23 protein-coding genes, 1 pseudogene and 1 riboswitch are annotated in these 25,614 nt (G+C 44.4%); of the genes and pseudogenes, 19 read left to right on the top strand and 5 right to left on the bottom strand.

Annotated features, from left to right (window positions below; genetic code table 11):
- Positions 1–88: 88 nt before the first annotated feature.
- A complete protein-coding gene (gene shc, locus ACR1R9_RS12850) occupies positions 89–1,984 on the bottom strand; it encodes a squalene--hopene cyclase (RefSeq protein ID WP_433923516.1) in 1,896 nt (631 codons plus the stop codon).
- A gap of 354 nt (positions 1,985–2,338) precedes the next feature.
- Between shc and ACR1R9_RS12845 the strand changes: the two genes are divergently transcribed.
- Both ACR1R9_RS12845 and ACR1R9_RS12840 read left to right on the top strand, forming a co-directional pair.
- Complete coding sequence (locus tag ACR1R9_RS12845) at positions 2,339–3,850, top strand: glycoside hydrolase family 30 protein (RefSeq protein WP_433923517.1); 1,512 nt, start codon at positions 2,339–2,341, stop codon at positions 3,848–3,850.
- A 228-nt stretch (positions 3,851–4,078) separates the two neighbouring features.
- On the top strand, positions 4,079–8,143 hold the full coding sequence (locus ACR1R9_RS12840) for an S-layer homology domain-containing protein (RefSeq protein ID WP_433923518.1): 4,065 nt from the start codon (positions 4,079–4,081) through the stop codon (positions 8,141–8,143).
- A 113-nt stretch (positions 8,144–8,256) separates the two neighbouring features.
- On the opposite strand, the gene ACR1R9_RS12835 is transcribed toward ACR1R9_RS12840, so the two are convergent.
- Together ACR1R9_RS12835 and ACR1R9_RS12830 are read right to left on the bottom strand one after the other, a co-directional pair.
- Positions 8,257–8,715, bottom strand: a complete 459-nt coding sequence (locus tag ACR1R9_RS12835; RefSeq protein WP_163754719.1) for an OsmC family protein — start codon at positions 8,713–8,715, stop codon at positions 8,257–8,259.
- Between the two features lie 182 nt (positions 8,716–8,897).
- A complete protein-coding gene (locus ACR1R9_RS12830; protein ID WP_433923519.1) occupies positions 8,898–9,815 on the bottom strand; it encodes an AraC family transcriptional regulator N-terminal domain-containing protein in 918 nt (305 codons plus the stop codon).
- A 244-nt stretch (positions 9,816–10,059) separates the two neighbouring features.
- Between ACR1R9_RS12830 and ACR1R9_RS12825 the strand changes: the two genes are divergently transcribed.
- The 10 genes from ACR1R9_RS12825 (at position 10,060) to ACR1R9_RS12780 (ending at position 17,284) form a co-directional block, all read left to right on the top strand.
- Positions 10,060–10,647, top strand: coding sequence for an NAD(P)H-binding protein (locus ACR1R9_RS12825; RefSeq protein ID WP_175382749.1), 588 nt, complete (start codon positions 10,060–10,062; stop codon positions 10,645–10,647).
- Between the two features lie 85 nt (positions 10,648–10,732).
- The gene (locus ACR1R9_RS12820; protein ID WP_180287039.1) at positions 10,733–11,719 is read left to right on the top strand and encodes an aldo/keto reductase; all 987 of its coding nucleotides are present in this window, start codon (positions 10,733–10,735) and stop codon (positions 11,717–11,719) included.
- A gap of 11 nt (positions 11,720–11,730) precedes the next feature.
- Positions 11,731–11,883, top strand: a complete 153-nt coding sequence (locus ACR1R9_RS12815) for a hypothetical protein (RefSeq protein ID WP_433956448.1) — start codon at positions 11,731–11,733, stop codon at positions 11,881–11,883.
- 14 nt (positions 11,884–11,897) lie between these two features.
- Positions 11,898–12,875, top strand: coding sequence for an aldo/keto reductase (locus tag ACR1R9_RS12810; protein WP_076288441.1), 978 nt, complete (start codon positions 11,898–11,900; stop codon positions 12,873–12,875).
- A gap of 76 nt (positions 12,876–12,951) precedes the next feature.
- Positions 12,952–13,052: riboswitch (guanidine-I (ykkC/yxkD leader) on the top strand.
- A 95-nt stretch (positions 13,053–13,147) separates the two neighbouring features.
- Positions 13,148–13,489 (top strand): DMT family transporter, encoded by a 342-nt coding sequence (locus tag ACR1R9_RS12805; protein WP_063565132.1) that lies wholly within the window; start codon positions 13,148–13,150, stop codon positions 13,487–13,489.
- Entirely contained in the window at positions 13,486–13,800 is a 315-nt protein-coding gene (locus ACR1R9_RS12800) for a DMT family transporter (protein WP_113054889.1), read from the top strand. Before ACR1R9_RS12805 ends, ACR1R9_RS12800 begins: the two co-directional genes overlap by 4 nt.
- 128 nt (positions 13,801–13,928) lie before the next feature.
- On the top strand, positions 13,929–15,323 hold the full coding sequence (locus tag ACR1R9_RS12795) for a DEAD/DEAH box helicase (protein ID WP_433923520.1): 1,395 nt from the start codon (positions 13,929–13,931) through the stop codon (positions 15,321–15,323).
- Between the two features lie 175 nt (positions 15,324–15,498).
- Positions 15,499–15,828, top strand: a complete 330-nt coding sequence (locus tag ACR1R9_RS12790; protein ID WP_053782285.1) for an antibiotic biosynthesis monooxygenase — start codon at positions 15,499–15,501, stop codon at positions 15,826–15,828.
- A gap of 197 nt (positions 15,829–16,025) precedes the next feature.
- Positions 16,026–16,802, top strand: coding sequence for a class I SAM-dependent methyltransferase (locus ACR1R9_RS12785; protein ID WP_433923521.1), 777 nt, complete (start codon positions 16,026–16,028; stop codon positions 16,800–16,802).
- A gap of 131 nt (positions 16,803–16,933) precedes the next feature.
- The gene (locus ACR1R9_RS12780; RefSeq protein ID WP_076288445.1) at positions 16,934–17,284 is read left to right on the top strand and encodes an MmcQ/YjbR family DNA-binding protein; all 351 of its coding nucleotides are present in this window, start codon (positions 16,934–16,936) and stop codon (positions 17,282–17,284) included.
- Between the two features lie 150 nt (positions 17,285–17,434).
- On the opposite strand, the gene ACR1R9_RS12775 is transcribed toward ACR1R9_RS12780, so the two are convergent.
- On the bottom strand, positions 17,435–17,983 hold the full coding sequence (locus ACR1R9_RS12775) for a TetR/AcrR family transcriptional regulator (RefSeq protein ID WP_076288446.1): 549 nt from the start codon (positions 17,981–17,983) through the stop codon (positions 17,435–17,437).
- A 204-nt stretch (positions 17,984–18,187) separates the two neighbouring features.
- Between ACR1R9_RS12775 and ACR1R9_RS12770 the strand changes: the two genes are divergently transcribed.
- Together ACR1R9_RS12770 and ACR1R9_RS12765 are read left to right on the top strand one after the other, a co-directional pair.
- Positions 18,188–19,363, top strand: a complete 1,176-nt coding sequence (locus ACR1R9_RS12770) for an MFS transporter (protein ID WP_076288447.1) — start codon at positions 18,188–18,190, stop codon at positions 19,361–19,363.
- A gap of 86 nt (positions 19,364–19,449) precedes the next feature.
- Entirely contained in the window at positions 19,450–19,920 is a 471-nt protein-coding gene (locus ACR1R9_RS12765; RefSeq protein ID WP_076288448.1) for a GNAT family N-acetyltransferase, read from the top strand.
- 92 nt (positions 19,921–20,012) lie between these two features.
- Here ACR1R9_RS12765 and ACR1R9_RS12760 read toward each other — a convergent pair whose 3' ends face one another.
- The gene (locus tag ACR1R9_RS12760) at positions 20,013–20,609 is read right to left on the bottom strand and encodes a TetR/AcrR family transcriptional regulator (protein ID WP_433923522.1); all 597 of its coding nucleotides are present in this window, start codon (positions 20,607–20,609) and stop codon (positions 20,013–20,015) included.
- 129 nt (positions 20,610–20,738) lie between these two features.
- Here ACR1R9_RS12760 and ACR1R9_RS12755 point away from each other — a divergent pair, with 129 nt between their 5' ends.
- The 5 genes and pseudogenes from ACR1R9_RS12755 (at position 20,739) to ACR1R9_RS12735 (ending at position 25,588) form a co-directional block, all read left to right on the top strand.
- Positions 20,739–21,320 carry a cysteine hydrolase family protein gene (locus ACR1R9_RS12755; protein WP_433923523.1) on the top strand — a complete coding sequence of 194 codons (582 nt, stop codon included), beginning with the start codon at positions 20,739–20,741 and terminating at the stop codon, positions 21,318–21,320.
- Between the two features lie 26 nt (positions 21,321–21,346).
- Positions 21,347–22,617 (top strand): annotated as a pseudogene (locus ACR1R9_RS12750) (cytochrome P450 family protein).
- Between the two features lie 227 nt (positions 22,618–22,844).
- The gene (locus ACR1R9_RS12745; protein WP_326065609.1) at positions 22,845–23,063 is read left to right on the top strand and encodes a hypothetical protein; all 219 of its coding nucleotides are present in this window, start codon (positions 22,845–22,847) and stop codon (positions 23,061–23,063) included.
- A 104-nt stretch (positions 23,064–23,167) separates the two neighbouring features.
- Positions 23,168–24,097, top strand: a complete 930-nt coding sequence (locus ACR1R9_RS12740; protein ID WP_326065608.1) for an ArsR/SmtB family transcription factor — start codon at positions 23,168–23,170, stop codon at positions 24,095–24,097.
- A gap of 198 nt (positions 24,098–24,295) precedes the next feature.
- Positions 24,296–25,588 carry an ABC transporter substrate-binding protein gene (locus ACR1R9_RS12735; protein ID WP_099854261.1) on the top strand — a complete coding sequence of 431 codons (1,293 nt, stop codon included), beginning with the start codon at positions 24,296–24,298 and terminating at the stop codon, positions 25,586–25,588.
- Positions 25,589–25,614: the final 26 nt, after the last annotated feature.

The raw sequence follows: 25,614 nt of genomic DNA, 5'->3' as shown, positions 1-25,614 counted from the left end.
TCCTGCTTTTTTGTGTGAAGTAGGAGTAGGTAAGGGTGAACATTGATCCGGATCTGAAATATCGAAAAATAGCCGCGCAAGTAAGTTTTTAACATGCCCCATATTTGCTTCTGTAGTGACTTAATGTGACAAGAGGCCAAATATATGTATAGCTGTGATAATGGGAATAAAAATTCCCGGGCAGACCAGCTCCTGTTGGATAAGTGGTTCTCCAATCGTTCTCATGTATTGATGCAATAAGCCTTAGAATGCCTTTATTTATTTCGGGTGTGGGTTTGGGTTGGACTGCAATTAGTGCGTCAAGTGCCCAAGCGGTCTGAGAAGGGGTGCTTTCCCCTAATGGCACATAGTGCAGGAGTCGGTCACTCTGGCAGGATTCTCCCCAGCCACCGTCAGAGTTCTGGATGCTTAAGAGCCATTTGGCTCCTTTTTGCACGGTATCATGGCTTGCAGGTAGCCCAACTGCCGTAAGACCGGTTAATGCTGCCCAGGTACCATAGATATAACATACGCCCCATCTTCCGTACCATGAGCCATCTTTCTCCTGGTTTCGAATGAGCCATTTCGTTCCACGATTGATCCATTCATGCTTGGTGTCAAGCCCGGCAAAGTTACCGAGGTACTCCAAGGTACGTCCCGTCAGGTCAGCTTCGGAAGGGTCTGTAGCCGCAGATTTGGCACCGTCGATGGCAAGCCAGGTGAGCATCTCCTTGTTTGTATTTTTTTCGAATGCCGGCCAGCCGCCATCTTTATTTTGCATGGACAGAACCCAATTCAGTCCGCGATTCCAGGATTCCTGAAACGTTGGAAGAGTAGTGGACAAGCTTCGGATAGCCCGTAAAGCTGCTGTTGTATCATCCACGTCTGGATTGATTGTATTCGACTCCGAAAATCCCCATCCTCCAGGGGCTGTATTCGGATTATGGATGCTCCAGTCGGCTGTTTTATCTTGCTGACGGGAGAGCAAATAGGAGGCCGCGAGCTGAATAGACTTATGGTCATCGGTGACAGAAGCCTCCTGCAATACGTAGGTGATTAATGCCGTATCCCATACGGTAGATGGGGAGTTTTGAATCGTTGTTTTACCTCCTGAAGAACGGCACTGCATTGCCGTGAGTCCGGTTATGGCTTTTGTAATCAGAGGGTGCTGCTTATCGTATTTTAGGGCCAATAGGGCAAAGATCATGAGAATTGTACTACTGGCGTAGCTGTATAATGTGCCATCAGATTCAACCCGCTCTATCATGAACTGTTCCGCCTTCATTCGTGCAGTGTCGTGGATGTGGCGTGGGTTACCGAGCAGTCGGCTTCTCCCGCTTAGAATGTCGTCCTGCATTTCCTGATATCCCTGAGCAGTTGGCTCATTTTCCACATTTCGTAAGTCGGTCAGATCAGACAGATCGGGGGCATGGGGGGCTGTAAGAGCGAAACGTAAGTCTGCCATAATGAGCATGGGAGTGAGGTGAACTCTGGAATATCCGGAAAATTCAAAATAGTTGATGGGAAAATAGGTAGGGAACATCAGTATCTCCAGGGGGATCATAGAGATGGATAAAGGCCATTTCATTTGTCCAGTAGCGGCAAGTATCGCTTTGGTCAAAATGCTGGTAACTTTCCCGATACCTCCTTTGGACTGAATATACTGTTTGGCCCGCTGGATTGGCTCGTCCGTACTCTGGCTGTACCCGGAGTATAGCAGGGCGTAGTAGGCTTCAACTGATGCGGATAAATTTCCACCCTCTTCATCGGCGTACAATCTCCAGCATCCATCGTGTTGCTGTTCGTTAAGGATACGGTCATGTAACTCCCGGATCAGCAATTCATTTGGGACTTCCAATATCCGAAAGAGAATGATGACATAAGCATCAATTACCGTCCCGTTCTCAAAACAGAAATGCCAGGAACCGTCTTGTCGCTGCTGTTGAAGCAAGGAAGTCGTCATCCGACTTATTTCATCATCAATCGTGTTCAGTACATGGCTCATTCCGCGGATACCTCCAGAGTACGTCATTTATGTATTATATGATGGCAGACTGGGGGAAATGAGGAGCAGAATGAGCGTAGAATCCAGTCCATTTCAGGGTTTTCTAAAATTTTAAATAAAAAAATAAAATTTAGTGTTGAAATTTTTTCCAATAAAGTGTATAAATATCTTTGTTAACGCTTACAAGATTTTGATCTATATCTTTCTCCGATACCCTTCAAAAAGGAGGTGTAAGTACTACGACATGCAATAACTGAAAAACAGACTTTATGCTTTTGAAAATGAAATCGATTTCATTTTGTAGTATTCAATATTTGGCAGTCCAAATTATAATAAATCAAAGGAGATATGTTGATGAAGATATGGAAAAAGAGTGCGTTAGTGTTGCTGTCCACTTTCCTGGTAACGGTAGGTTCATATGGTTCATATATGCCCAAGACTGCGCATGCCGCGGGTGAACAGGTGGAGGTATGGATTTCAACTTCAGACCCCAATTCCGAACCTGCAGTGGGACTTAGAACAGATGCGAGACTCACCAAGATTGCATCCAAAAACTTCAGCAGCAACTCAGGCAATGCCGATGTTACCATTACGGTAAATGAGAACAAAACGTATCAGCAAATGGATGGTTTTGGAGTGTCGTTAACGGATGCTTCCGCATGGCTCATGAACTACAAGCTGGATAACAATAAGCGCGCGGAAGTGATGGAGAAGTTGTTTGGCACCACAGGTATTGGGCTTAGTTTATTGAGACAGCCGATTGGAAGTTCTGATTTTGCCTGGGCCGCCTACACTTATGCCGATACGCCAAATGATACTTCACTCAACCAATTTACGATCGACCGGGACAAGGCTTACATACTGCCCATGGTCAAAGCGGCAATCGCTAAGAATCCTAATATCAAAGTAATGGGTTCCCCATGGAGTGCGCCTGCCTGGATGAAATATTCCAACAATCTGAATGGCGGCAAACTGAAAGCAGAACATTACGGAACATATGCGAACTATTTCAAAAAATACATTGAAGCCTACCAGGCTGAAGGTGTACCCATCTATGCTGTTACGTTGCAAAATGAGCCAATGTACGAGCCATCCCATTATCCTTCCATGGGTATGAATGTACAGGATCAGACGGGCTTTATCGGCGATTATCTTGGACCAACACTCCGCAATGCCGGAATTAACACCAAGATTATTGCATTCGACCATAACTTTTTGGACTGGAACTTCCCGAACCAAGTCATTACGAATCTGAAGAACGCAGGTAAGGGCAGCTACGTTTCCGGCAGCGCATTCCACCATTATGACAGTGGGGACGGATCGACCATGACCTCCATGAATAACAGTCATCCGGACAAGGAAGTTTGGTTCACAGAGGGTGGTTTCGGCAACTGGAATGATCCGCAGAATGGTACCTCTTCAGGTTTCGATAATATGATGAACGAGTTCATTAATATTACGAGAAACTGGTCCAAATCGATCATTCTCTGGAACGCTGCCCTGGATCAAAAAGACGGTCCAGCATTGCTTTCACCGAACAACACGAACAAAGGCATGATTACAATCCGTAACTCGGACAACCGTAATGATGCTCCTGAGAATAATGTCACATATCACAAACAATATTATTTGCTGGGTCACTTTAGTAAATTTGTAGTACCCAATGCATACCGCATTGACAGCAACACCGGATCTGAAGTCAAAAATGTGGCTTTCCGCAATCCGGACGGTTCCAAAGTGGTAGTTGCCTACAACTCTTCCAGCTCGTCGAAAAATGTGAAGATCCAATGGGGCAGCCAAAGCTTCGTTGTCACCATTCCAGGCAAGTCCGCCATGACGTATAAATGGAATGGAAATGTTTCTTAAGGGGTAGGGGGAATTCAGATTCCCGCATTCAGCAAGCTAAGGGCCGCGATCAGTCGCGGCTCTTTTATTTGCTTTTATTTAAAGATCATCCACGGTATACATTTGTTGTGATTTTTACGTATTCAAGGATTTTACAATTTTAATATTATGATTTTTTAGTTTAACTGTCCTCTTACATTGGGTTGATATACTAGCCTGAGCTTTTATATGGGAGAGGGGTTAGACAACTTGAAAGACATCAATCAACGCTGGGTAGCGACGATTCTTGTGGCAGTAATGGTTATCCAATCATTCTGGACATTTGCAGGAATCGGACAGGCTGCAGCATCAGAAAACCTTAATACCAGCAATTTAGCAAAAAACGTGGTGATCAGCCATTTTTATGGAGGCAAAAAAGACGACGTACTCGACGTGTACGGCAACGACTTTGTAGAACTATATAATCCGACAGCAGAACCTGTTTCGCTGAACGACTGGTCCATACAATTTGCGGATACCCAAAAAAATAATTGGAAAGCAGCTCAGCTAGGTATAACGACTGCCCAGATTCCGGCATTTGGTTATTATCTGATTGCGCTTGGCAGCAATGGTAATGTCGGGGAGCAGCTTCCACAGCCAGATGCGACTGAAGCTTCATTCAAATTAGGCAACAACAGCGGAAAGCTGGTTTTGTTAAATACGACACAACTGTTGACTGCTAATGATCCAACGGCAGATGTTTTACAGGAACATGTAATTGATTTTGTTGGATATAGTGCTGACGCTTATTGGGGAAGTCCGGCGCCGGAAGCGGGCAAGCAGAGCACCATGCAGCGTTTGGTATATGATCCGCTGAATCCAGAGAATAGCACGACTGCAGCTGCGTTTCCGAATCGTGGAAACAACTGGGACACTCGGAATAACGGAAATGACTTTGAGAAGGTAAAAGGGGCGAAGGCTCGCAATTCAAGCACAGCTTCCGCCTATGTCATTCTGGAAAGTAATCAAAGGTTAGAGATGCAATCGGCTTCGAGCGTAGATCCTGTACATAACAAGATTACGTTAAATGCATTTGGAGGCTTGGTTAAGCAGGGACCATGGTCATCCGATGACTTCAGTGTACTAGGCCTCCCGGCAGGATTCACTGCTGAAGCCAATGCGAACGGTGATCAGATCGAAGTGACCATATCTGGAGACGGTACTGGGAATGTAGCTTCAGACAGCATTCTGACATTTGAGATTCATCCTGGTGCGTGGGATCAAGCACACAGACCAGTCTCATCCTCAACGGTGTATCAAGGAAGCAATACCGTAACTTTGGCTCAATTCACGCCATCCAATAAGATTGTAGCAACATTGGACTCCTCATCGTCCAACATCCGTATGAACAGTGCGAAGGACTTGAATACCATGATCCAACTCAATCTTAGCGCTGGCGTTCCCGTGAATGGAGTATTGGACTCGAATGCTTACAGTGTGACAGGCCTTCCTGAGGGAGACTGGAGCATCAAGGCTGAGGGCCGAAGCAGTGATCGTACAATTACGCTATCCATTTCCGGTACATCCACTTCTGCTGTCATGAACTCCGTCATGCTGAATGTGACGTTAATGGCTAAGGCTGTGCAGGATCGGGATTGGCTGGCTTCGGAAGTGATCAGCGTCCCGCTGATTCGGTACAGTCAACCACTTCTTGCTGATGAGAATCGCAAACGTGTCGTTGAAGACAGCATCATAGCGGACAATACAGGTTTTAATGACCCTGCCACCAAAGAATATAAATATGGAAGTGATGCCATGGGAGCGAACGAATATACCTTCCTGCGCGGCACACATTCCTTATTCAAAGCTGATCTGGCAGCGGGTATTATTCCTTCTCCGAGTTTGGTCATTCCAGGCTGGAATGAGAAGGACGTCCTTACTTACACGCAAGGCGACGCCCATATTCAGAATGTGGGGACTTTTAACGATAGTACTAATCAAATGGTGTTCAGCTTAAACGATGTGGATTCTTCCGGCATCGGCAGCTTTTATGACGACCTGATTCGCTTTGTTACAAGTATTTATGTAGTCAAATACGAAAAAGACAGCTCTGCGATTACCACTCTGCAGGACGCCGATTTCCGGGATGTATCTCGTACCTTTCTAAATACCTATAAGGATACTCTGATAGAGATTAATAGCGAGATAAACCCAAAAAACACCAAGTTGACCAAAAGCAATGTAACGGCTTATACGAAAGAGGTCATGGACAAAGTCTCCAAAGTGTCTTATGAGGAGGCATTGCAAAAATTGCTCGGCAAGCGGGCACTTGATGGAAAATTAAACATTGCCGGCAACTCCGATAAGTTTGAATCCGCGACAGATGCAGAGAAATCTTCCCTGCAAGCCGCTTGGGAAGCATACAAATTACAAGTCAGAAGCAATTACCCGAACCTGAGTGATGATGAATTCGATGCCTATTTTAAGATAAAGGATATTGTACGCCGTATTCATCAGGGAATTGGCAGCATTGGGGTTGAACGCTACAATGTGTTAATCGAAGGAGCAAGTGAGGCCAATACGGATGATATTCTGCTCGACGTGAAAGAGCAGACTCGGGACGCCAATGTATCGAAAGATGCTTATCTTAAAACTTCAGTCGATCCCGATTCTTATCTGGGTGTACTTGAAGCAATGAATCGCTCGTATCTGATTAAGGAAGTATCACCTTTTAAAGGGGATTACACAGATAAGCCATTCAAGAACAAGGAAGAGCTGGAGCAGTATTTGGTCGATGCGGCCAAGGCTTACGCTTATGCAAGCTCGCGCTTGGACAAGGTATCCGATGAGTTGAACTATCGTTTTGAGGAACGTTTTGTATCGAATATCGTACCCATCTGGGATGATTTGCAGAACTTTATTCTTAATGCAGCGGAGGATTACTCCCACCAGGTCGCAGCGGATTTTGCGCTTGTAAAGGAAGATATGCGAACCGGGAAGCTGATTGACGTTTCCACATTGGATGATTTATCTGTTGATAAAGGCTCTTTAACTCCAGCATTCAATCCTACAATCACGGCGTATACTCTGAATGTTGAACAAGCAACAGACTCCATCGGCGTTACGGCGAAGGCTACGGATAGCCGGGCTACCTTGTCTGCTAAAGGTGAACCTTATGCAAACGGAATAAATCAATCTTTCGGTTTGTCTGTTGGAAAAAATGTAATTACAATTACGGTACAAGCACGTAATGGATCAAGCAAGACTTACAGTATAACTGTCGTCAGAGCCGGAGAATCCACCTCCGTTTCACCAACGCCTTCGAATCCTTCAAATCCTTCAACTTCAACTGGAGGAACGAATGGGGATCAAACGGGTACCACTGCCAACAGTGGAACGATTACTGTGAATGGTGGATTGTTGAGCCTGGGCGGGGTCAAAATCAATGTGCCAGCTGGAGCGACGGATAGCAGCATCGTCATTTCCGTAAATAAAGTAAGCCAAACGGCGAATCTGTTCACCGATTCCACATTGAAACTGCTCGGGGATGTCTATGAGATTACTGCAAACAAGAGCGGGAATTTCAGCAAACCGGTAACTGTTACCTTGCCATTCGACAAGAACAAGGTGGACTTTGACAAATCAATAGTGGGATTGTATTGGTTCAACGAGCAAGCCCAAAAGTGGGTTTTACTCGATAATTTGAAAGTGGATCAAATGAATAGAACGGTATCGGGAACCATTCATCATTTTACTAAGCTTGCTGTTCTGGTATCCGATAAGACCGTAACGCCAACTCCAGAAGGAACCAAGAAGTTCACGGATCTCGTAGGGCATTGGGCTTCCGGCAGTATTATGGATTTGGTTGAACTTGGTGTGATTCAGGGTTACCCGGACAACAGCTTCAGACCGGATAAAAAAATTACCAGAGCCGAATTTGTTACTCTTATCATTAAGTCTTTACATCTGCAAGGCTCTGCTGACAAAGGATTTGCGGATACTACGACGCATTGGGCGCAAGACGCAATTTCCACTGCGGCAGGTCTGGGCATTGTGAATGGATATAGTGATAACACTTTTGGTCCAGACGAATTGGTGACCCGCGAGCAAATTGCGACAATGGTCGTTCGTGCAGCGCAGATCGCAGATTCAGATAGTAATATCAACTTCTCCGATGGCGATGAAATATCTGGTTGGGCACGTTCAGCACTTGCTGCGGCCATTACTAATGGGCTCGTTAACGGCTATCCAGACGGAACATTGAAACCAAAAGGGAATACAACTCGCGCAGAAGCTGCTACACTCATTGAAAGAACTATTCAATTCACAAAATAATTCACAAAATAAATTCAAAATTACAGAAAGGCTGCTCTCCAGCAAGTTTAACTTGTTGGGAAGCAGCCTTTCTGTATTCTTTGTACCTTTTTGTATCTGGTTCATTCGTTTTATTACAACGATATCCCATTTTCGATAATGACACGATTGAGTTTGGTATTTACCGGATTGGAAATCGTATCACCCACAGGACATTTACTTTCTAGAAATTGTACAAATGATTCAACTTTTTCTTCAGATGAGCTGGTTTTAATATAGAAGGTGTAGCGAATATCGGAATAACCAGGACGTACATCAGATCGGTTAAAAAATCCGTCAAGATCAAGATCACCTTCAACTTCAACTCTGAAATCATCAAGGACTACATCGAATTTGGAAGCATAGACCCGGGCCACAATGGATTGACATGCGCCAAGGGAGGCAAGTAAAGCTTCTACAGGATTCATTCCCGTGTCCGTACCACCGAGATTTGTTGGCTCATCGATGATCAGTTCGAATTGTCTTGCTTTGGTGATCACTTTAACCCCATCTTGTAGATGGGCAGTAGCTTTGAAAGTCTGAACATTAGCCATCCGATATCTCTCCTTTATAAAACATTGTATGTAACTTGGTTTAGTAAGGATTATAGTTCCATATATCACAAGCTGTCAATATAAGGATGGGAATAGATTTAGATATTCATTCTTTAAATTAAGAAATGGATAGCTTATTGGCTATCCATTTCTCTAACATTTCAATTTCTCAGCCGATGTACTTATTCACTCATAACATGATCATATTTTTCCTTCAAACGTTTGATATCTGCCCTCGGCGGTGCGCCGAACATACGGGAGTACTCCCGGCTGAATTGGGACGCACTCTCGTAACCAACCCGGAAGGCTACATCCGCAGCATCAGCTGACTCAGCCATGAGGAGTCGACGTGCTTCCTGAAGCCTAAGCTGCTTCTGAAACTGAAGTGGGCTCATGGCGGTAATTTCTTTGAAATGTCGATGGAATGAGGACACACTCATGTTGGCTGTCTCTGCAAGATCTTCGATTCGAAATGGTTGCTCCCAATGTCGAATAATATGCTCAATGGCTTCCCGAATCCGGTAGCTGCTGCTGCCTTCCACTGCAATCTGGGCGAGTTCAGTTCCATAAGGTCCCTGCAAAAGCCGATACAGTATTTCTCGCGTATAGAGTGGGGCAAGGAACGGGATTTCTCCCGGCGTATCCAGTAGCCGAATCAATCGAAGTACAGCATCTTGAATGGAGGGCTCCATCTGTCCAACAAACAGCGCACGTCTGGCGTTTTCTTTAGAGGTGACCTTAATATTACAATCATTCAGTACTTCAAGAATCTGGTTCTGTGTAAACTCAAGCTTCAGACTTAAGTATGGCGTATCAGTGGATGCTTTTATAATCTGACCAATCACTGGAAGGTTCATGGAAGCAATTAGATAATCGGATGGTCCGTATTCGAATCTTTCCTGTGCCAGCAAGATTTCTTTCAAGCCTTGAACGATCACACAAAAGGAAGGCTTGTAAACCCGGTAAGCAGGCTCACTTATGCTGGAATGCTGATAGACATACAGGGAAGGGATTGCCGTTTCCTTAGAGCTGTTATGAATGGAGTGACGTTTGATTAGTTCGGTGAGTTCCTGTTTCTGCTGCACTGTGTTATCGGACATACATATCCTCCTTGCGAGTTGTTCTTGCTTCATTATAAGGCTTAACGACTTTAGACAAAAGTGGGCCTGAGAGAATCAGGCAATCAATTAAGACAAATGATATACCGCTTCGCTCCTTCAGTTCGGCATAATAATATTAGGCTCGCAGAATTAAGCAAGGGGACGCAATAAGGAAATCAGACAGCATAGCTGAAGTACCTCTACAAAAATAGCAACTATATCCTGAACAAAAGGAGGTATGGGAATGAGTCATGTATTAGTTTTGGGTGCAAACGGTCAAATCGCCCGTGAAGCGATAGACTTGTTTCTCAAAGAAACCGATGTCAGGCTAACACTCTATTTGCGAAAATCCAGCAGGCTTGGAAATATCGATTCGAATCGTGCACGTGTGATCGACGGTGACGTGATGGATCAAGTCAAATTGAAAGATGCCATGAACGGCGTGGATGTTGTCTATGTCAACCTTGCAGGTGACCTGGAACAGTATGCCAGAACTATCGTGGAAACGATGAAATCTGTAGGAGTGAAACGTCTGATTTTTATCAGTTCCATGGGGATCTACGATGAAGTACCCGGACAGAAGTACAGCAGTATATTGGACCCTTATCGTAAAGCAGCTTCCATCGTTGAAGCTTCAGATCTAGACTATACAATCTTACGGCCAGCGTGGTTTACCAGATCAAACGAGATTGATTATGAAATAACCCAGAAAGGCGAGCCATTCAAAGGAAGGGAAGTATCCTGCAAAAGCGTGGCCGCTCTGGTGGTTAAGCTGGCAGAGTCACCAGAACTGGAAATACGTCGCAGTCTTGGTGTGAGTAAACCCCATTAATTCAGTGTACTCCTAAATGGAGATAATAAATTCATGTACGTTAGTTCACATTCACATCATTTGAATGAAGAAAGGAAGTTATATGATGCAAAAACGGACACTGGGAAATAGCGGCTTGGAAGTTTCGGCAATTGGGCTTGGCTGTATGGGAATGAGTTACGGGTATGGTCCAGCTTCGGATAAAACGGAGATGATCGCGGTCATACGGGAAGCTGTTGAGCGCGATGTAACTTTCTTTGATACCGCTGAAGTCTATGGTCCATATATCAATGAAGAACTCGTCGGCGAAGCACTTTCCCCTGTACGCGATCAGGTTGTCATAGCGACAAAGTTCGGATTTGACATTCAAGGTGGCAAACAGAGCGGGATGAATAGCCGTCCTGAGCAGATCAGGAAAGTTGCCGAAGAGTCTCTTAAACGACTTAAGATCGATGCAATTGATTTGTTTTATCAGCACCGTGTTGATCCGGATGTACCGATTGAAGAGGTTGCCGGAGCCGTGCAGGATCTGATTCGCGAAGGTAAAGTGAAGCATTGGGGGCTGTCGGAAGCCGGCGTGAACACGATTCGACGTGCGCATGCCGTTCAGCCGGTCGCTGCTGTTCAGAGCGAATATTCCTTATGGTGGAGACGTCCGGAAGAAGAACTGATTCCAGCGCTTGAGGAGCTAGGTATTGGTTTTGTCCCTTTTAGTCCTTTGGGTAAAGGATATCTCACGGGAAGTTTTAATGCGAAAACAACGTTTGATCAGGGGGATTTGCGTAATATTCTGCCACGCTTTACGCCACAGGCGCTCGAGGCCAATCAAGTGTTGGTTGATCTGTTGAAAGAGAAGGCGGAGAAGATCCAAGCCACCCCTGCACAGATCGCTCTTGCTTGGCTGCTGGCCCAAAAACCGTGGATTGTACCGATCCCGGGAACACGCAAGTCAAGTCGTCTCAAAGAAAATATGGATGCGGCGGACATTAAACTTACAAACGAAGATGTACAGAGCATTAATGATGCAGCTGCAAAAATCACCCTGATGGGTTCTAGATATACGGAAGAATTGGAGAGAAGAACAGGTCTGTGATCCATTTTAGTATGCCAGAGAGATGGGTGGAAAGGTTGAGTAAACGTTTATCGAACCAAGTGAAGCAAATTGTAATCGAGAGATTGGAGTCCCAGATCAAATGGGAAGAGAATCCGATTTTCAAAGAATTGTATCTCAGTTATTGGATAAAATTAACTTCATAAAGGAGGGTTTGATTATGGAATATGTAAAACTGGGTCGTACCGGACTGGACGTTTCGAGATTATGTCTTGGTTGCATGAGTTATGGAGTCCCTGAACGCGGAATCGCTCCATGGTCGTTGAATGAGGAAGAGAGTCGTCCTTTTATCCAAAAAGCGCTGGACTTGGGTATTAACTTCTTTGATACAGCCAACGTCTATTCGGATGGTACAAGCGAAGAAATCGTGGGTCGTGCATTGAAGGATTTTGCTCGTCGTGATGAGGTTGTTATTGCAACAAAGGTTTACTTCCGCATGAAGCCGGGGCCAAACGGTGCAGGTTTGTCGAGAAAAGCCATTATGAATGAGATTGATAACAGCTTGAAGCGCCTAGGCACCGATTATGTGGATCTGTATCAGATCCATCGATGGGACAGCAGTACTCCAATTGAAGAAACGATGGAGGCCCTTCATGATGTCGTTAAGGCTGGGAAAGTCCGATATATAGGAGCTTCTTCCATGTACGCCTGGCAGTTTATGAAGGCTCAGCATACGGCGGAACGCAACGGCTGGACCCCATTTGTCTCCATGCAGAATCTGTTGAATCTGATGTACCGGGAAGAAGAGCGGGAAATGCTGCCTCTCTGTCGTGAAGAGGGAGTGGGTGTAATTCCATGGAGTCCTCTTGCCAAAGGGCGTCTTACTCGGGATTGGGATGAAAAGACAGCCCGTTCATCGAACGACGAAGCTGGAGACCGACTTGCTGCGGGAATGGTTGATGCCGATCGTAAAATAGTGGAGACTGTCGCTGATATTGCGAACAAACGTGGTGTTTCCAGAGCAACCGTTGCACTGGCATGGGTGTTGCAAAAAGAAGGTGTTACCGCACCAATTGTGGGTGCAACGAAAGAACATCACTTGGAGGATGCCGTTGCAGCCTTGTCCGTCAAGCTAGATGCCCAGGAGGTTGCAAGCTTGGAGGAATACTACGTACCACACAAAATATACGGCATGTAAGTTCCTTCTAGCCTAGTAGCGAAAAAGGGTTGCCAATCAAAAAGAATTGTGTATAATTGGAGTCACATCAAAATATTCAAATGTTTTCTAGGGTTCCGCGACAGTTATGTCGGTCTGGTCCGAGAGAAAACTCACAGCCTATTGGTTGTGTCACGGAGGGACAAAAGCCTGGGAGATGAACTGCTTAATGCAGTTTGTTTCCTGGGCTTTTTTATTTTGGCTTCATGTAACTAATAATACACGTAGCAAAAATTGATAAGGAGTGTGTAGAAATGAACAAAACCTGGTTGTCCGTCGTTATTGCAGCTTTATTTGAAGTCGGTTGGGTCATTGGATTGAAACATGCCAGTGGTTTTCTGGAGTGGGGGGCTACACTGATCGCTATTATTGTCAGTTTCACCTTGATGATCGCGGCTTCCCGCTCACTTGATGTAGGGACTGTATATGCGGTATTCGTTGGACTGGGTACAGCAGGGACTGTACTGGCAGAGATTATATTGTTTGATGCGGCCATTCAATCTGGGAAAATGCTGCTCATTGGGGTTCTTTTATTGGGCGTAATCGGTCTTAAAATGCTCAGCAAAGGAAAAACAAAGGAGGTACATGAATCATGAACTGGGTATATCTTATTTTGGCAGGTGTCTTTGAAATGATTGGGGTTCTGATGATTAATAAATTGCACAAAGATCGTAACCTGATGTCTATCATACTGCTGGTCGCGGGATTTGGACTAAGCTTTCTGTTCCTATCGCTGGCGATGAAGACTCTTCCGATGGGGACGGCATACGCTGTATGGACGGGAATCGGCGCTTCCGGGGGAGCTATTCTCGGCATGATATTTTATGGAGAACCTCGAAATGCATTAAGGATTCTGTTTATTGCCATGGTGCTTGGATCAGCAGTAGGGTTGAAACTGGTGAGTTAATGGATATTCGGGACTTGATTTTCAAAATATAATATACAGAAGTGCTTTTTAATGTTATCCTTATGTGTTACGTTTTGAAATGAGATATACGTCAAATGAATATTTGTTGCGTAAATTAAGGAGACCTAATGACATTTAAAGACTTGAATATTATACCCGCAATTTTGGAAGGCTTGAACAAAGCAAACTATACTGCCCCTACACCTATACAGGAACAGGCGATTCCAGCAGTATTGGCAGGCAGAGATTTGCTTGGCTGTGCGCAAACAGGTACAGGCAAGACGGCAGCATTTTCTGTGCCTATCATTCAGTTATTAAGCGAAAAGTCGAATGGACCCAAAGCCGCACGTCATATTCGCTCATTGATTTTAACACCAACAAGAGAACTTGCGATTCAGATTTCAGATAATATTAAGGCATATAGCCGTTTTACCGATATTCGTTGTGCAGCAATCGTGGGAGGCGTTTCACAAAAAGTCCAGGAGCGTGCCCTCAATCAAGGTGCAGATATTATTATTGCAACGCCCGGTAGACTGATTGACTTGGTTAATCAAAAGCGTATTGACCTGAAACATGTGCAAATACTGGTTCTTGATGAAGCAGACCGTATGCTGGATATGGGCTTTATTCATGATGTTAAACGGATTATCGCCAAGATGCCGAGCAAGAAACAGACGTTGTTCTTCTCAGCTACAATGCCTCCGGAAATTACAAAAATGGTAAAAACGCTGCTTGTTGATCCGGTAAAAGTAGAAATTACGCCCGTATCCTCCACAGTGGATCGAATTGAACAGTCTGTGTATTTATTGGAAAATGGCAAAAAACAGAGTCTGTTGAATCATATCTTGCAGGATAAATCTATTGTTTCGGCACTGGTATTCACTCGTACCAAGCGTGGAGCTGACCGTGTAACTCGCGATTTGTCCAAAGTGAATATTACGGCGCAGGCCATTCATGGCAACAAATCTCAAAATGAGCGTCAAAGAGCTCTAAATAATTTCAAAAGCGGAGTTACACGAGTGCTGGTGGCGACGGATATAGCGGCAAGGGGCATTGATGTTGAAGAGCTGTCACATGTAATCAACTTCAACCTTCCTAATATTCCAGAAACGTATGTCCACCGAATTGGCCGTACAGGCAGAGCAGGGCATAGCGGAATGGCCATTTCCTTTTGTGAAAAGGAAGAGCTTCCGTTCCTGAAGGATATCGAGAAAGTAATTAAGAAGACCATTCCTGAAGTGAAAAATCATCCTTATCCGATGACAAGTGTGCCTGCTTTTGTAAAGTCGAATCAAACATCAAAGTCTGCTCCCCATAAATCTGCAGCTGATAAACCAGCGAAGTCAAAAGCGAATCCGGCTCGCAAACCTAAATCCGAGTGGTTTAAAAAGAGCGGTAAAGTTAATCACAGTAAGCCAAACGGTAGTAAACCAAACGGTAGTAAGCCAAATAGCGGTAAACCAAACCATAATAGTACAAGTCACAGTAAACCAAAGAGCAGCAAAGTGAATAAAGCACTTTAAAATAACGAGTAAATTGCCTTCTCCATTTCGTGGAGGAGGTTTTTTTATAATCACAAAATCGATACGATATTGATAATCATTTTCAATAAGAATAGAATAATAGAGTGGAAGTTAAAAAAATGCCTAAAGGCCATTGTATAAATGCAGTGACTTGAGGCATCAGGAGGCGTATTTCATGTTCATTCAAACTCGCGTTATGGTAGTCGAAAAGGGCCATAGTCATAAACTGGTGGAACGTTTCAGTGCCCCTAGCCCTGTAGAAGAAATGCCGGGACTGATTGATTTCAGTGTAATGGTTAATAAAAAGAGTAAAGAACACGAAGAAGTAATGGTGTTAATTCGTTGGGAATCAGAAGAAGCATGGAAGAATTGGGAGAAGAGTGATGTGCATATTAAAGGTCATCGGGAGAAAAGAGGACAGGAGAAACCCGAGTATCTGATTAGCACTACGGTAAATATGTACGAAGTGCAGAAAGTGAAGACAGCTAGAGTATCGAATGCATAATTCGAATGATGAAAACCGATCTCATGAATTATTTCATGAGATCGGTTTTTTTTGTTTGTATGTCCATAGAAGCTTTGTCGCATCATTATGTAGAGGTTCATTATAAATACTATAATACGGAGTTAAGAACGCAAGTTGACAGGTTTTAAACATTGAAGTTATTATAGATATCTAAGATCTATAAAGGAGGTTGAGCCATGTCTGGTGAACCATTCAAAAACAAGCACAATTCAGTACCCTACATTAATTCAATGGATTTCTTATCTAATCTGGGAGTGGATATCCTGTCCTTATTGCAGCCGCAAACTGGGGAACGTATTCTGGATATCGGTAGTGGCAACGGAGATTTGACAGCCAAGATCGCAGCTGCCGGAGCAATACCGACAGGTATCGATCTATCGGAGAGAATGGTGACACTTGCCCAACAGAAGTACCCTGACCTGAATGTTCAGGTGAAAGACGCTTCTCAATATCGTACAGATGAACCCTTTGACGCTGTATTCTCACATGCAGCTTTACATTGGATCAATAACCCTGCGGCAACAACCCGATCCATCTGGTTGGCCCTGCGCGAAGGTGGCCGATTCGTAGCTGAATTTGCCGGAAGCGGAAATATCGCCATCTTGATCACTGCGATGAAGCAGGCTCTGGAGGAGCATGGTTATACGTGGGCAGGACGGAATCCCTGGTATCATCCCACTCTTGGTGAATACGCCAACCTGCTGGAGCAGAACGGTTTCCGCGTCACATTCGCTCAGCATTTTGACAAGCCTGCTCCGCTCAAAGGAGAAGAAGGACTTCGGAATTGGCTAAACAGTTTCGCTGATTATTTCTTTAAGGACGTTTCCTCCGCAGACCTGGAATCAATTTATCAAGCCATCTTGACTGAGGTTAAGCCCCACTTGGAGCGGGAAGGTCAATGGTTTCTCGACACAACTCGATTACGTATCGTAGCGATTAAGGAAGCTGTCTGAGAAGATAATTCCTGTTCTACTGAAAGAATAGTTGAAATGAAATGCTTGATATTTACATGCAAACGTACATTCGGTATCATTAGATTGGGTAGGGAAAGTTGTTGTCTTCTGCGTAAAGGAGAGATACGGAATTGAAGAATAAGATTATAGAGTACTGTTTGAAGAAAAAAGGTGCAACGAAGGATTATCCCTTCGGAGCTGATCCTGTTGCTATGAAAATTGCAGGCAAAATGTTTGCGCTTATTTTTGAGGACAAGGCGGATAACGTTCGCTTGAACTTAAAATGTGATCCGATCATTGCGGAAAACCTCAGAGAGCAGCATGAAGCTGTTCAACCGGGGTATCATATGAACAAAAAGCATTGGAATACCATTGTTCTAGATGGTTCCTTGTCGGAGCAGGATATCTTTGTCATGATTGACCATTCATACGATTTGGTTGTCAAAACGCTGTCCAAGAGTCTTTTGGAATCCATATCGTAATTAGGCCACATGCAATAACAATTCAGACAGCAGATGTTCGGCGCCAATTGCAGAAAAATCAGCTTTTTTCCAAAGGTAATAGCGGTAGTCTCAGGATGTTAACTTCATATCCTGAGACTACCGCTATTTTAGTTACGTGCACATTGCACGTTACCCCAAATTCATTTTGATTAGTTCTCCTAATTGTTCAGACATGACCTCGGGTGGATGGGGCATTTCGTTCTTGATCCACCACTCAACGACCCCTACATAAGACATGACCACATATTGGAGAAGGATATCCTCACTTAATCCGGACTTTCTTGCCTGAGATAAGTGTACTTCCTCTTTAAAATCCTCATTAAGAAACTCAACCAAGCGGTTGCGGAATTGTACCGCTCCCTTACTGGCCATCATCGTCGAGAAGAACAAGTAATTCTTTTCCAAATAGGTAAACCAGGGAACGATGGATTCTTTCCATTCCAGGTCGGCAACCGAATGACAAATTTCACTTAATTCTTGGATATGCCCGTCAATGAGCTTGTCCAACAGATCATACTTATCTACGTAATGAAGATAAATGGTACCTCTGCTAACGTCTGCCCTATCGGAAATATCCTGTAGAGTAATATCATCGAAATTTTTTTCTGACATCAATTCAATCACTGCTGCTTTGATGGCTTCTTGTGATTTTCGAATTCTTCGATCCACTTTGGTCATGTGATTCTCACCAAACTTTCTAAAGATAATAAACAAATTTATGTTTAATGTTCACTAATTAACGAAATGCGTCCAATTAACAATGGTAACCTTACTCATTCTGTTTATAATTATTAACAGATGTTCATTAATATATCAATATTTGTTTTTGTACAAGATCAGATCGCATCATAGATATCATAACAACAGTTGGGGGGATGAATGATGCAACGTTTATGGACAAAGTCATTTATTCTAATGACGCTGGGTTTGCTTTTTTTATTTACTGCATTTTATATGCTGTATCCCACACTGCCGCTCTTCATTAAAGAGATGGGTGGCAATGAAAAACAGGTGGGCTTGGCCATGGGAGCTTTAATGTTATCTTCCGTCGTCCTTCGTCCTTTTGTTGGTGGACTACTGGATCGGTTTGGCAGACGTCCGTTTATGATCGGTGGTTTGCTTTTATTTATATTGGCGATGTACATGTACAACTGGGTTGGTGGAATTATCATGTTGATTGGACTTCGTATCGTGCATGGAATGAGCTGGGCTGTATCCACAACGTCCATGATGACAGCTGTGACTGACATGATTCCCTCCGCTCGGCGCGGGGAAGGTATGGGGTGGTTTAGCACCTCCATGACGCTGGCAATGGCGGTTGGCCCCATGATTGGTCTGGGGATTATGCAAGGCACATCCTATCAGACGATGTTTCTCTTTGCTGTTGGTTTGTCCGTCGTGGCCCTGCTTTTGACGCTGGGAGCTAAAATGCCATTTCAACCACATACGGACAGAAAGAAAATCCAAATCTTCGAAAAATCAGTTTTGCCTGTGATGGCGCCAATCTTTTTTCTTTTCATTGCATATGGGGGAATTACTACATTTGTACCCTTGTTTGCGGAGCAGATCAAAGTCAATTCTGGCACATTCTTTCTGGTTTATGCTGCGACACTTGCGCTATCCCGGCCCATTGCGGGAAAGCTGTCCGATAAGAAAGGAGAGACAGCAGTCATTCTCCCGGCGCTTATCATTACGATCATTGCTTTGATTGTGCTTAGCTTTGCAACCACCTTACTTGGCGTGCTCGCTTCAGCAGTTCTGTACGGGATCGGCTTTGGTTCCGCTCAGCCAGCTCTTCAGGCCATAACGCTTCGCCTCGCTCCCGAGGATCGGAAAGGGGCGGCCAATGCTTTCTTTTCAACGGCGACTGATCTCGGTATCGGACTGGGTGCCATGGCCCTGGGTCTGGTATCCGAATACATGAGCTATCACATATTGTTTATGGTTAGTGCTTTGTCGGTCCTGGTTTCTTTTCTGCTTTTCATGATCTACGTAAGACGGTTGTTGAAAATCAAGCAGACGTTGCCTGCCAAAACGAGTGATTCCGTTTCACTGTAGTTGAATGGTAGTGTGTTAAATCAGATTTGTAGTATAATTTGTGCAGTTAAAAGCAGCAATTATTTCATGATGCGGAGGCTTACTGCATGTTCATTAGAGAGATAGAGGAAAAAGATAATCAAGAAGTAGAGTCTTTAATTCGAAGTTGTTTGATCGAATTCGGGGCCAATAAGTCAGGAACAGCGTGGGCTGACCCGAATCTGGGCGATTTTTATCATCTTTATCAGCGCGAGGGCTCCAGGTATTGGGTGGTTGAGCATAACTCCACCGTTGTAGCTGGCTGCGGTATCGGACCCGTGGAGGGATTTTCACATATTTGTGAATTGCAGAAGATGTATGCCTTAAAAGAAGCACGAGGCACCGGAATCTCATATGAATTGCTTCAGATTTCCCTTGATTTTGCCAAAGAACACTATGAACAATGTTATCTTGAGACGCTTAACAACATGGTCGCAGCCAACAAGTTCTATATCAAGAACGGTTTTATTCCATTAGATGAACCGTTAAATGCAACAGAGCATTTCGCTTGTGATGCATGGTATATCAAAACATTATAAAATTCACACCTCACGATGCACCAAAAGCCTAGTTCTAGTGGCAGATTGCCGACGTTGAATAGGCTTTTTTGCATTTTTTATATCCATATACGTTAAAGAAACGTCAAACAGAGCTGCTCCACAATGCGGTCGGGAGAGTTGCCGCGCACGTTTTTTTGAAACAGATATGAATCATTACTCATGGCGGTCAGGAGCATATCCGTTTTGAACAAACTGATGGCTTGCGATTCGTCATTCCCTGTTGCCATCTCTTCGAATAATCCGAATAGCTGTTGATGCAATTGCTCATAAAGAGGACTTGAGGTTCTGGACTCTGATCCTTGATATACCTCATTCTCGATACCCGAGAGCAGCTCCGCATTTTTTTCTCTAAACTGGATAAACAACGTCAGAAGACCCCGCAATCGCTCAGATGGTGGATGCAGTGCATTCTCCTGCAAGTATATTTCTACTTCCTCGAAGAACAGCGTTGCGTTATCTTTGATCAAGTCCATACATAACTCACTTTTATTGCGGTATCGGCGGTATAAGGTACCCGCTCCAATCTGCGCTTCGGAAGCGATCTGATTCATGCTGACCCGCTCCACGCCGTGCAGCTCGAATAATTTGCTAGCTACATCCAAGATACGTTGGCGATTCTCGGCAGCATCCCGTCGCTCCGAACGAGAGGTTGTATTGGTTTTATTCACTATCTGTCACTTCCTATCCTTAGACGTCCAAAATTTGACAAGGGGAGAACCCTCCGTTTAATATCAAGAAGAGGTTAAGCGGAGAGTTCTCCCTTTAATCTTAATCAAAACGAGAGGGATGTGCAACCCATGGAGAGTCATCATAACCAAGCTGCACTTCTGGTCATGGATATGCAGAACATCATTGTATCGCATTATGCGAAGCACGAGAATGAACTGCTCCCATTTCAGAAAGCGATAGAAGCAGCTCGCAGACATAACGTACCTGTGATTTTTGTGAAGGTTGGTCATCGCCAGGATTCCCCTCCAATCAGTGAGCGTAACAAATTGTTTGGAAAAAAGTCGAGCCGTGGTGGAGAGAACGCAGCCAATCCGGCAATGAAAGTGGCAATGGACATTCACGAATCGGTACAGCCACTCCCAGGAGAGCTCATTGTGGACAAGTTCCGCGTCAGTGGATTCTCGGGAAGCAACCTGGAGACCCTTCTTCAATCCCATGGCATTAATACACTTATTCTTAGCGGTATCGCAACAAGCGGAGTAGTGCTGTCTACCTTATGTGAGGCAGCGGATAAGGATTATGCGTTGACTGTACTTTCTGATGCTTGTCTGGATAGGGACCCGGAAGTTCATCGAGTTCTCGTAGAGAGCGTATTCCGCCAACAAGCTGATGTGCTGGCTGTAGATGATTGGATAAATGCATTAATGTAAACCAATAAAATGGTCGAAGCGAAAGGATGGTTATGATGAGTGAGCCAGATCTTAATGTTTCACAAAAAGCAGCGCTGAGCCTGTTTAGTGGAGATAGTGGTAAAGACCCGTTTTCACTGATCAAGCAGTTGCGTGACACAGGCCCTGTTATTCCAGTATCTTTGCCAATGGGGGGTACAGATCGCGGGCAGTGGTTGGTCACACGAATGGAAGAAGCGTCACAAGTACTCAAAGATCATGCCCACTTCACGGTAGACCCACTCTCCATCGACGGAAATGAGAATATCCTGAAAGCCTATGTGGAAAACATAGATCCAGATGCTCCTCGAACGTTCTTTACCGGAAAATCCATGCTCTCTGTAGATGATCCTGATCATCGGAGATTACGTCGACTGGTCTCCAAAGCCTTTACCCCAAAATATATGGAAAGTCTTCGCCCACGTGTGCAGCAGATCGCTGATGAATTACTGGATCAGGTTCAAGCCCAGGGCGAGATGGATTTGGTCAAGGACTACGCCTATCCCTTACCGATTCATGTGATATCCGATATGCTGGGAGTACCTAAAGCGGATCGCCCGCAGATCCAGACTTGGTCCTCCGCGATTGCACACGGTCTGGGTCTCGGAGTGCGCGAACCGGGAGTGGAGGAGCATCTCAAAGCTTTCGGTGACTATACAGCACAACTGGTAGCTGAGAAACGCAAACATCCTGCAGATGATTTGATCAGCCAATTGATTGCTATAGAAGAAGAGGGCGATCGACTCAGTGAGCCAGAACTGCTATCCATGATTACGTTATTGATTTTTGCTGGCCATGAGACGACATCCAATCTGATTGCTACGGGTGCAATGATGTTGTTGGATCATCCTGAACAATTGGAGAAGCTCAAGGCTGATCTTAGTCTGGCACCTTCTGCTGTAGAGGAATTACTGCGTTTTAACGGGCCTGCAACCATTGCCGGACCTCGTTTTGCAACTCAGGATTTAGAGCTGGCAGGGCAACAGATCAAAAGGGAGATATGGTCATCCCCGTGCTGAAATCAGCCAATCGGGATGAACATCAATTTGAACAGTCAGAGGAGCTGGATGTTGCCCGTCATATTAATCGTCATTTGGCTTTTGGCCATGGCATTCATTCCTGCTTGGGAGCTCCACTTGCTCGTGTGGAGGGAGATATCGCCTTTACAACCTTGTTAAAACGCATGCCTAATCTGCGACTTAATATTCCTCGGGAAAACATTGAGTGGCATTTGGCGTTAAGTTCACAGAGCTTGGCTGCCTTGCCTGTCGCATTTTAGCAGCAAGAGTTAGAGCTAAGCCTGTATTGGCAAGAAAAAAAAATATATACTCCAAAAAATCCGCCATGTTTGGCGGATTTCTTGTGTTAAGCTATTAGTTTCATTACGATTAGGTAAAATCAACAATTTCAGTATCTGTTTGCAGGATCTGATTGGGGAAAACACGAAATAAATCCCTCACATCATCTCGATCTTGTTGCTATAAGTTTTTTCATCGAAGGAGGTAAATGATGAAAACATTTTCCAAGATAAGCATTGGCATCGTACTACTGATCTATGCTGCGCTCATCAGTATTTGTATTTATCAAGGAAACTTAAGTATGACAACATTAGTGTGGATTACGGCCATTTCTGCGGGGATTATTGGCATTTTAGTTGGTTTACCGATATGGTTTGCGCACATTAACCGGAAATTGTATGAAAAACTAAGAAGAATGATGAAGTAAAAAGCAATTTGATACAAAATAAATGATTTGTTACAATATTATCGACTGAATTAAACTTTACGTTTAAATTTTCTGTTTCATAATACATAAGAGGTGGTGAACGAATGCTTGAGCTGAGTTTTGATAATCCAGATGAGCTGGTCACGGTCACGCATGCGTTATCGACTCGATCCAGAGTGGATATTCTCCGACTACTGATCTCCCAAAACCTGAATATCGTTGAAATCGCGGAAGCTCTCAAACTTCCCGTATCCACGGTAGCTAGCAACATCAAGGTTTTGGAAGCAGCAAGGTTGATTAATACAGAACTGCTGCCTGCTTCTCGCGGGGCGATGAAAGTATGCAGCCGCAATTACGATGATATTCATATTGCTCTTAATCAGGAGAAAGCAATTCCCAAAGGCGACATCCAGGTTTACGAAGTCGATATGCCTATCGGTCATTATAGTGATTGTGAAGTGTCACCCACTTGCGGTATGGCGAATGGCGAGGGCATGATCATTCGAGAGGATGAACCTGCAAGCTTTTATCATCCGAAGCATGTCGGAGCGCAGATTATGTGGTTTCGTAAGGGATATGTCGAATATTTAATGCCACTGGAGATTCCGGCTGAAGCGGTCATCGAATCGCTGGAACTGTCCATGGAGATATGTTCTGAAGCACCAAACTATGATCATAATTGGCCTTCCGATATCTCCGTATGGATTAACGGTGTGGAAATTGGCATGTGGACATGTCCTGGTGACTTTGGAGATCGGCGCGGCAAGCTCAACCCGGCATGGTGGTTTGAATGGTCAACACAGTATGGTTTATTAAAGACATGGCGGGTGGACAAAAATAAGACGACGCTGGATATGGAGAAAATTTCAGCAGTTGATCTGGCTCAGCTTAACCTTCAAAACAGCCATAAGTTAAGGGTGCGAATAGGTATTAAACCGGATGCAGTTCATCAAGGAGGCGTAAATCTCTTTGGGCGACAATTTGGAGATTATGACCAAAATATTAAGATGACTGTACATTATGCCATTCATTAGAATGAGATGAGGAAGATAGGCCTTGGTTGCAGATATTATGTAACTAAGGTCTTTTTTTATTTAATAATTACATTAAATATGTTTGAAAGCGTTGACAAGAGATAAACTCCCTTATATAATCCCCTATAGATACAGTAATAATGTAATAAAACAATTATATCGTTTGTATCTACAAATTAGAGTAAAGGGGATACTCGCATGAAAAAGAAGATCGGCAGGTTAGCACTGACATTATTGCTCTCATTCTCAACCGTTTTAAGTGCATGTAGCGGAGGCAGTAATGAGGCGGGTGAGAGTGGCTCTGGTGATGGAAAAGTGACATTGTCCTTCTGGACATTGTTCGATGGTGGTGATGGCGCAAACATGCAGACATTGGTCGATGAGTTTAACAAAACCCATCCGGACATTGAAGTGAAGAATACCAAATTGGCCTGGGGCGAGTATTATACGAAGCTCGTAACTGCTGTGGGTAACGGCAATGGACCCGATATTGGGATTTCCCATTCCTCCAGACTGCCCGATCTGATCAATCAGGGGGTTGTCACAGAGCTTGATACTCCGGCTACGGATGCAGGTGTGGACTGGAGCACTTATAACCAGAATCTCTTGGATGCGGTTACTGTAGAAGGTCAACATTATGCAGTCCCCATTGACACGCATCCCTTTATCATGTTCTACAACAAAAAATTGTTAAAAGATGCAGGCTTGCTTGGTGAAGACGGAAAACCGATTCTGGAGCAATCGGCTGACGGGTTTGTGAGTTTCCTTCAAACTTTAAAGGAGAAGTTGCCTGCCAAAACGACCCCGTTTGCATTGTCCAATAATAATGATGACCCTTACCGCCTGTGGTGGTCGCTGTACTCCCAGTTGGGTGGTAACGACGTGGTGTCGGACGATCTGAAGTCCGCAGCCATTGATAAAGAGAAAGGCATCAAAGCCGCTGACTACATCCAGAAGCTTTATACCGAAGGTTATATCAAGAAAAATGATCCGGACTTCTATAAAAATTTTCAAAGTGGAACAGCCGCTATTATCATGACAGGGGTTTGGACGACAGGAACGTGGGAATCCACCAAAGGACTTGAGTTTGGAGCTATGCCAATTCCGAAATTCTACGACCAGGAAGCAACATGGGGAGATTCCCATACTATTGTTTTACCACTGACTAAGGATGAGGACCCAGCTAAGCGCAAAGCGGCGATGGTTTTTGCCGACTGGGTTGCTGACAATGGTCAGGTCTGGGCGAAAGCCGGACATATTCCATCCAAGCCATCCGTGCTGGAGAAACAGGAATTCAAGGATCTGCCATACCGCAGTGATTATTCCGAAGTGGCAAGTGTAGTTAAATTCAGCAAACATTCCACCAAAAATGCACAAATCCGCGATGAAGCTGCCTTTAAATTTCTGAATGAAGTATGGATGAACAAAATGACGCCAGCAGATGCAATGAACAACATGGAGACAGCCATTCAGAAAATAGTGAGCGAATAGAAGGAAGACGGGTCACGCAAGCCTGC

Source organism: Paenibacillus taichungensis (assembly GCF_050994985.1).
GTDB classification, from domain to species: domain Bacteria; phylum Bacillota; class Bacilli; order Paenibacillales; family Paenibacillaceae; genus Paenibacillus; species Paenibacillus taichungensis.
The sequence above is the reverse complement of the archived record's forward strand: the minus strand, read 5'-3'. Positions and strand labels throughout refer to the sequence as shown.

What these genes read in the sequence shown, in the direction of transcription:
- shc (WP_433923516.1), bottom strand. Translation starts at nt 1,984, where the DNA reads ATGAGCCATGTACTGAACACGATTGATGATGAAATAAGTCGGATGACG.
- ACR1R9_RS12845 (WP_433923517.1), top strand. Translation starts at nt 2,339, where the DNA reads ATGAAGATATGGAAAAAGAGTGCGTTAGTGTTGCTGTCCACTTTCCTG.
- ACR1R9_RS12835 (WP_163754719.1), bottom strand. Translation starts at nt 8,715, where the DNA reads ATGGCTAATGTTCAGACTTTCAAAGCTACTGCCCATCTACAAGATGGG.
- ACR1R9_RS12830 (WP_433923519.1), bottom strand. Translation starts at nt 9,815, where the DNA reads ATGTCCGATAACACAGTGCAGCAGAAACAGGAACTCACCGAACTAATC.
- ACR1R9_RS12825 (WP_175382749.1), top strand. Translation starts at nt 10,060, where the DNA reads ATGAGTCATGTATTAGTTTTGGGTGCAAACGGTCAAATCGCCCGTGAA.
- ACR1R9_RS12820 (WP_180287039.1), top strand. Translation starts at nt 10,733, where the DNA reads ATGCAAAAACGGACACTGGGAAATAGCGGCTTGGAAGTTTCGGCAATT.
- ACR1R9_RS12815 (WP_433956448.1), top strand. Translation starts at nt 11,731, where the DNA reads ATGCCAGAGAGATGGGTGGAAAGGTTGAGTAAACGTTTATCGAACCAA.
- ACR1R9_RS12810 (WP_076288441.1), top strand. Translation starts at nt 11,898, where the DNA reads ATGGAATATGTAAAACTGGGTCGTACCGGACTGGACGTTTCGAGATTA.
- ACR1R9_RS12805 (WP_063565132.1), top strand. Translation starts at nt 13,148, where the DNA reads ATGAACAAAACCTGGTTGTCCGTCGTTATTGCAGCTTTATTTGAAGTC.
- ACR1R9_RS12800 (WP_113054889.1), top strand. Translation starts at nt 13,486, where the DNA reads ATGAACTGGGTATATCTTATTTTGGCAGGTGTCTTTGAAATGATTGGG.
- ACR1R9_RS12795 (WP_433923520.1), top strand. Translation starts at nt 13,929, where the DNA reads ATGACATTTAAAGACTTGAATATTATACCCGCAATTTTGGAAGGCTTG.
- ACR1R9_RS12790 (WP_053782285.1), top strand. Translation starts at nt 15,499, where the DNA reads ATGTTCATTCAAACTCGCGTTATGGTAGTCGAAAAGGGCCATAGTCAT.
- ACR1R9_RS12785 (WP_433923521.1), top strand. Translation starts at nt 16,026, where the DNA reads ATGTCTGGTGAACCATTCAAAAACAAGCACAATTCAGTACCCTACATT.
- ACR1R9_RS12775 (WP_076288446.1), bottom strand. Translation starts at nt 17,983, where the DNA reads ATGACCAAAGTGGATCGAAGAATTCGAAAATCACAAGAAGCCATCAAA.
- ACR1R9_RS12770 (WP_076288447.1), top strand. Translation starts at nt 18,188, where the DNA reads ATGCAACGTTTATGGACAAAGTCATTTATTCTAATGACGCTGGGTTTG.
- ACR1R9_RS12765 (WP_076288448.1), top strand. Translation starts at nt 19,450, where the DNA reads ATGTTCATTAGAGAGATAGAGGAAAAAGATAATCAAGAAGTAGAGTCT.
- ACR1R9_RS12755 (WP_433923523.1), top strand. Translation starts at nt 20,739, where the DNA reads ATGGAGAGTCATCATAACCAAGCTGCACTTCTGGTCATGGATATGCAG.
- ACR1R9_RS12745 (WP_326065609.1), top strand. Translation starts at nt 22,845, where the DNA reads ATGATGAAAACATTTTCCAAGATAAGCATTGGCATCGTACTACTGATC.
- ACR1R9_RS12740 (WP_326065608.1), top strand. Translation starts at nt 23,168, where the DNA reads ATGCTTGAGCTGAGTTTTGATAATCCAGATGAGCTGGTCACGGTCACG.
- ACR1R9_RS12735 (WP_099854261.1), top strand. Translation starts at nt 24,296, where the DNA reads ATGAAAAAGAAGATCGGCAGGTTAGCACTGACATTATTGCTCTCATTC.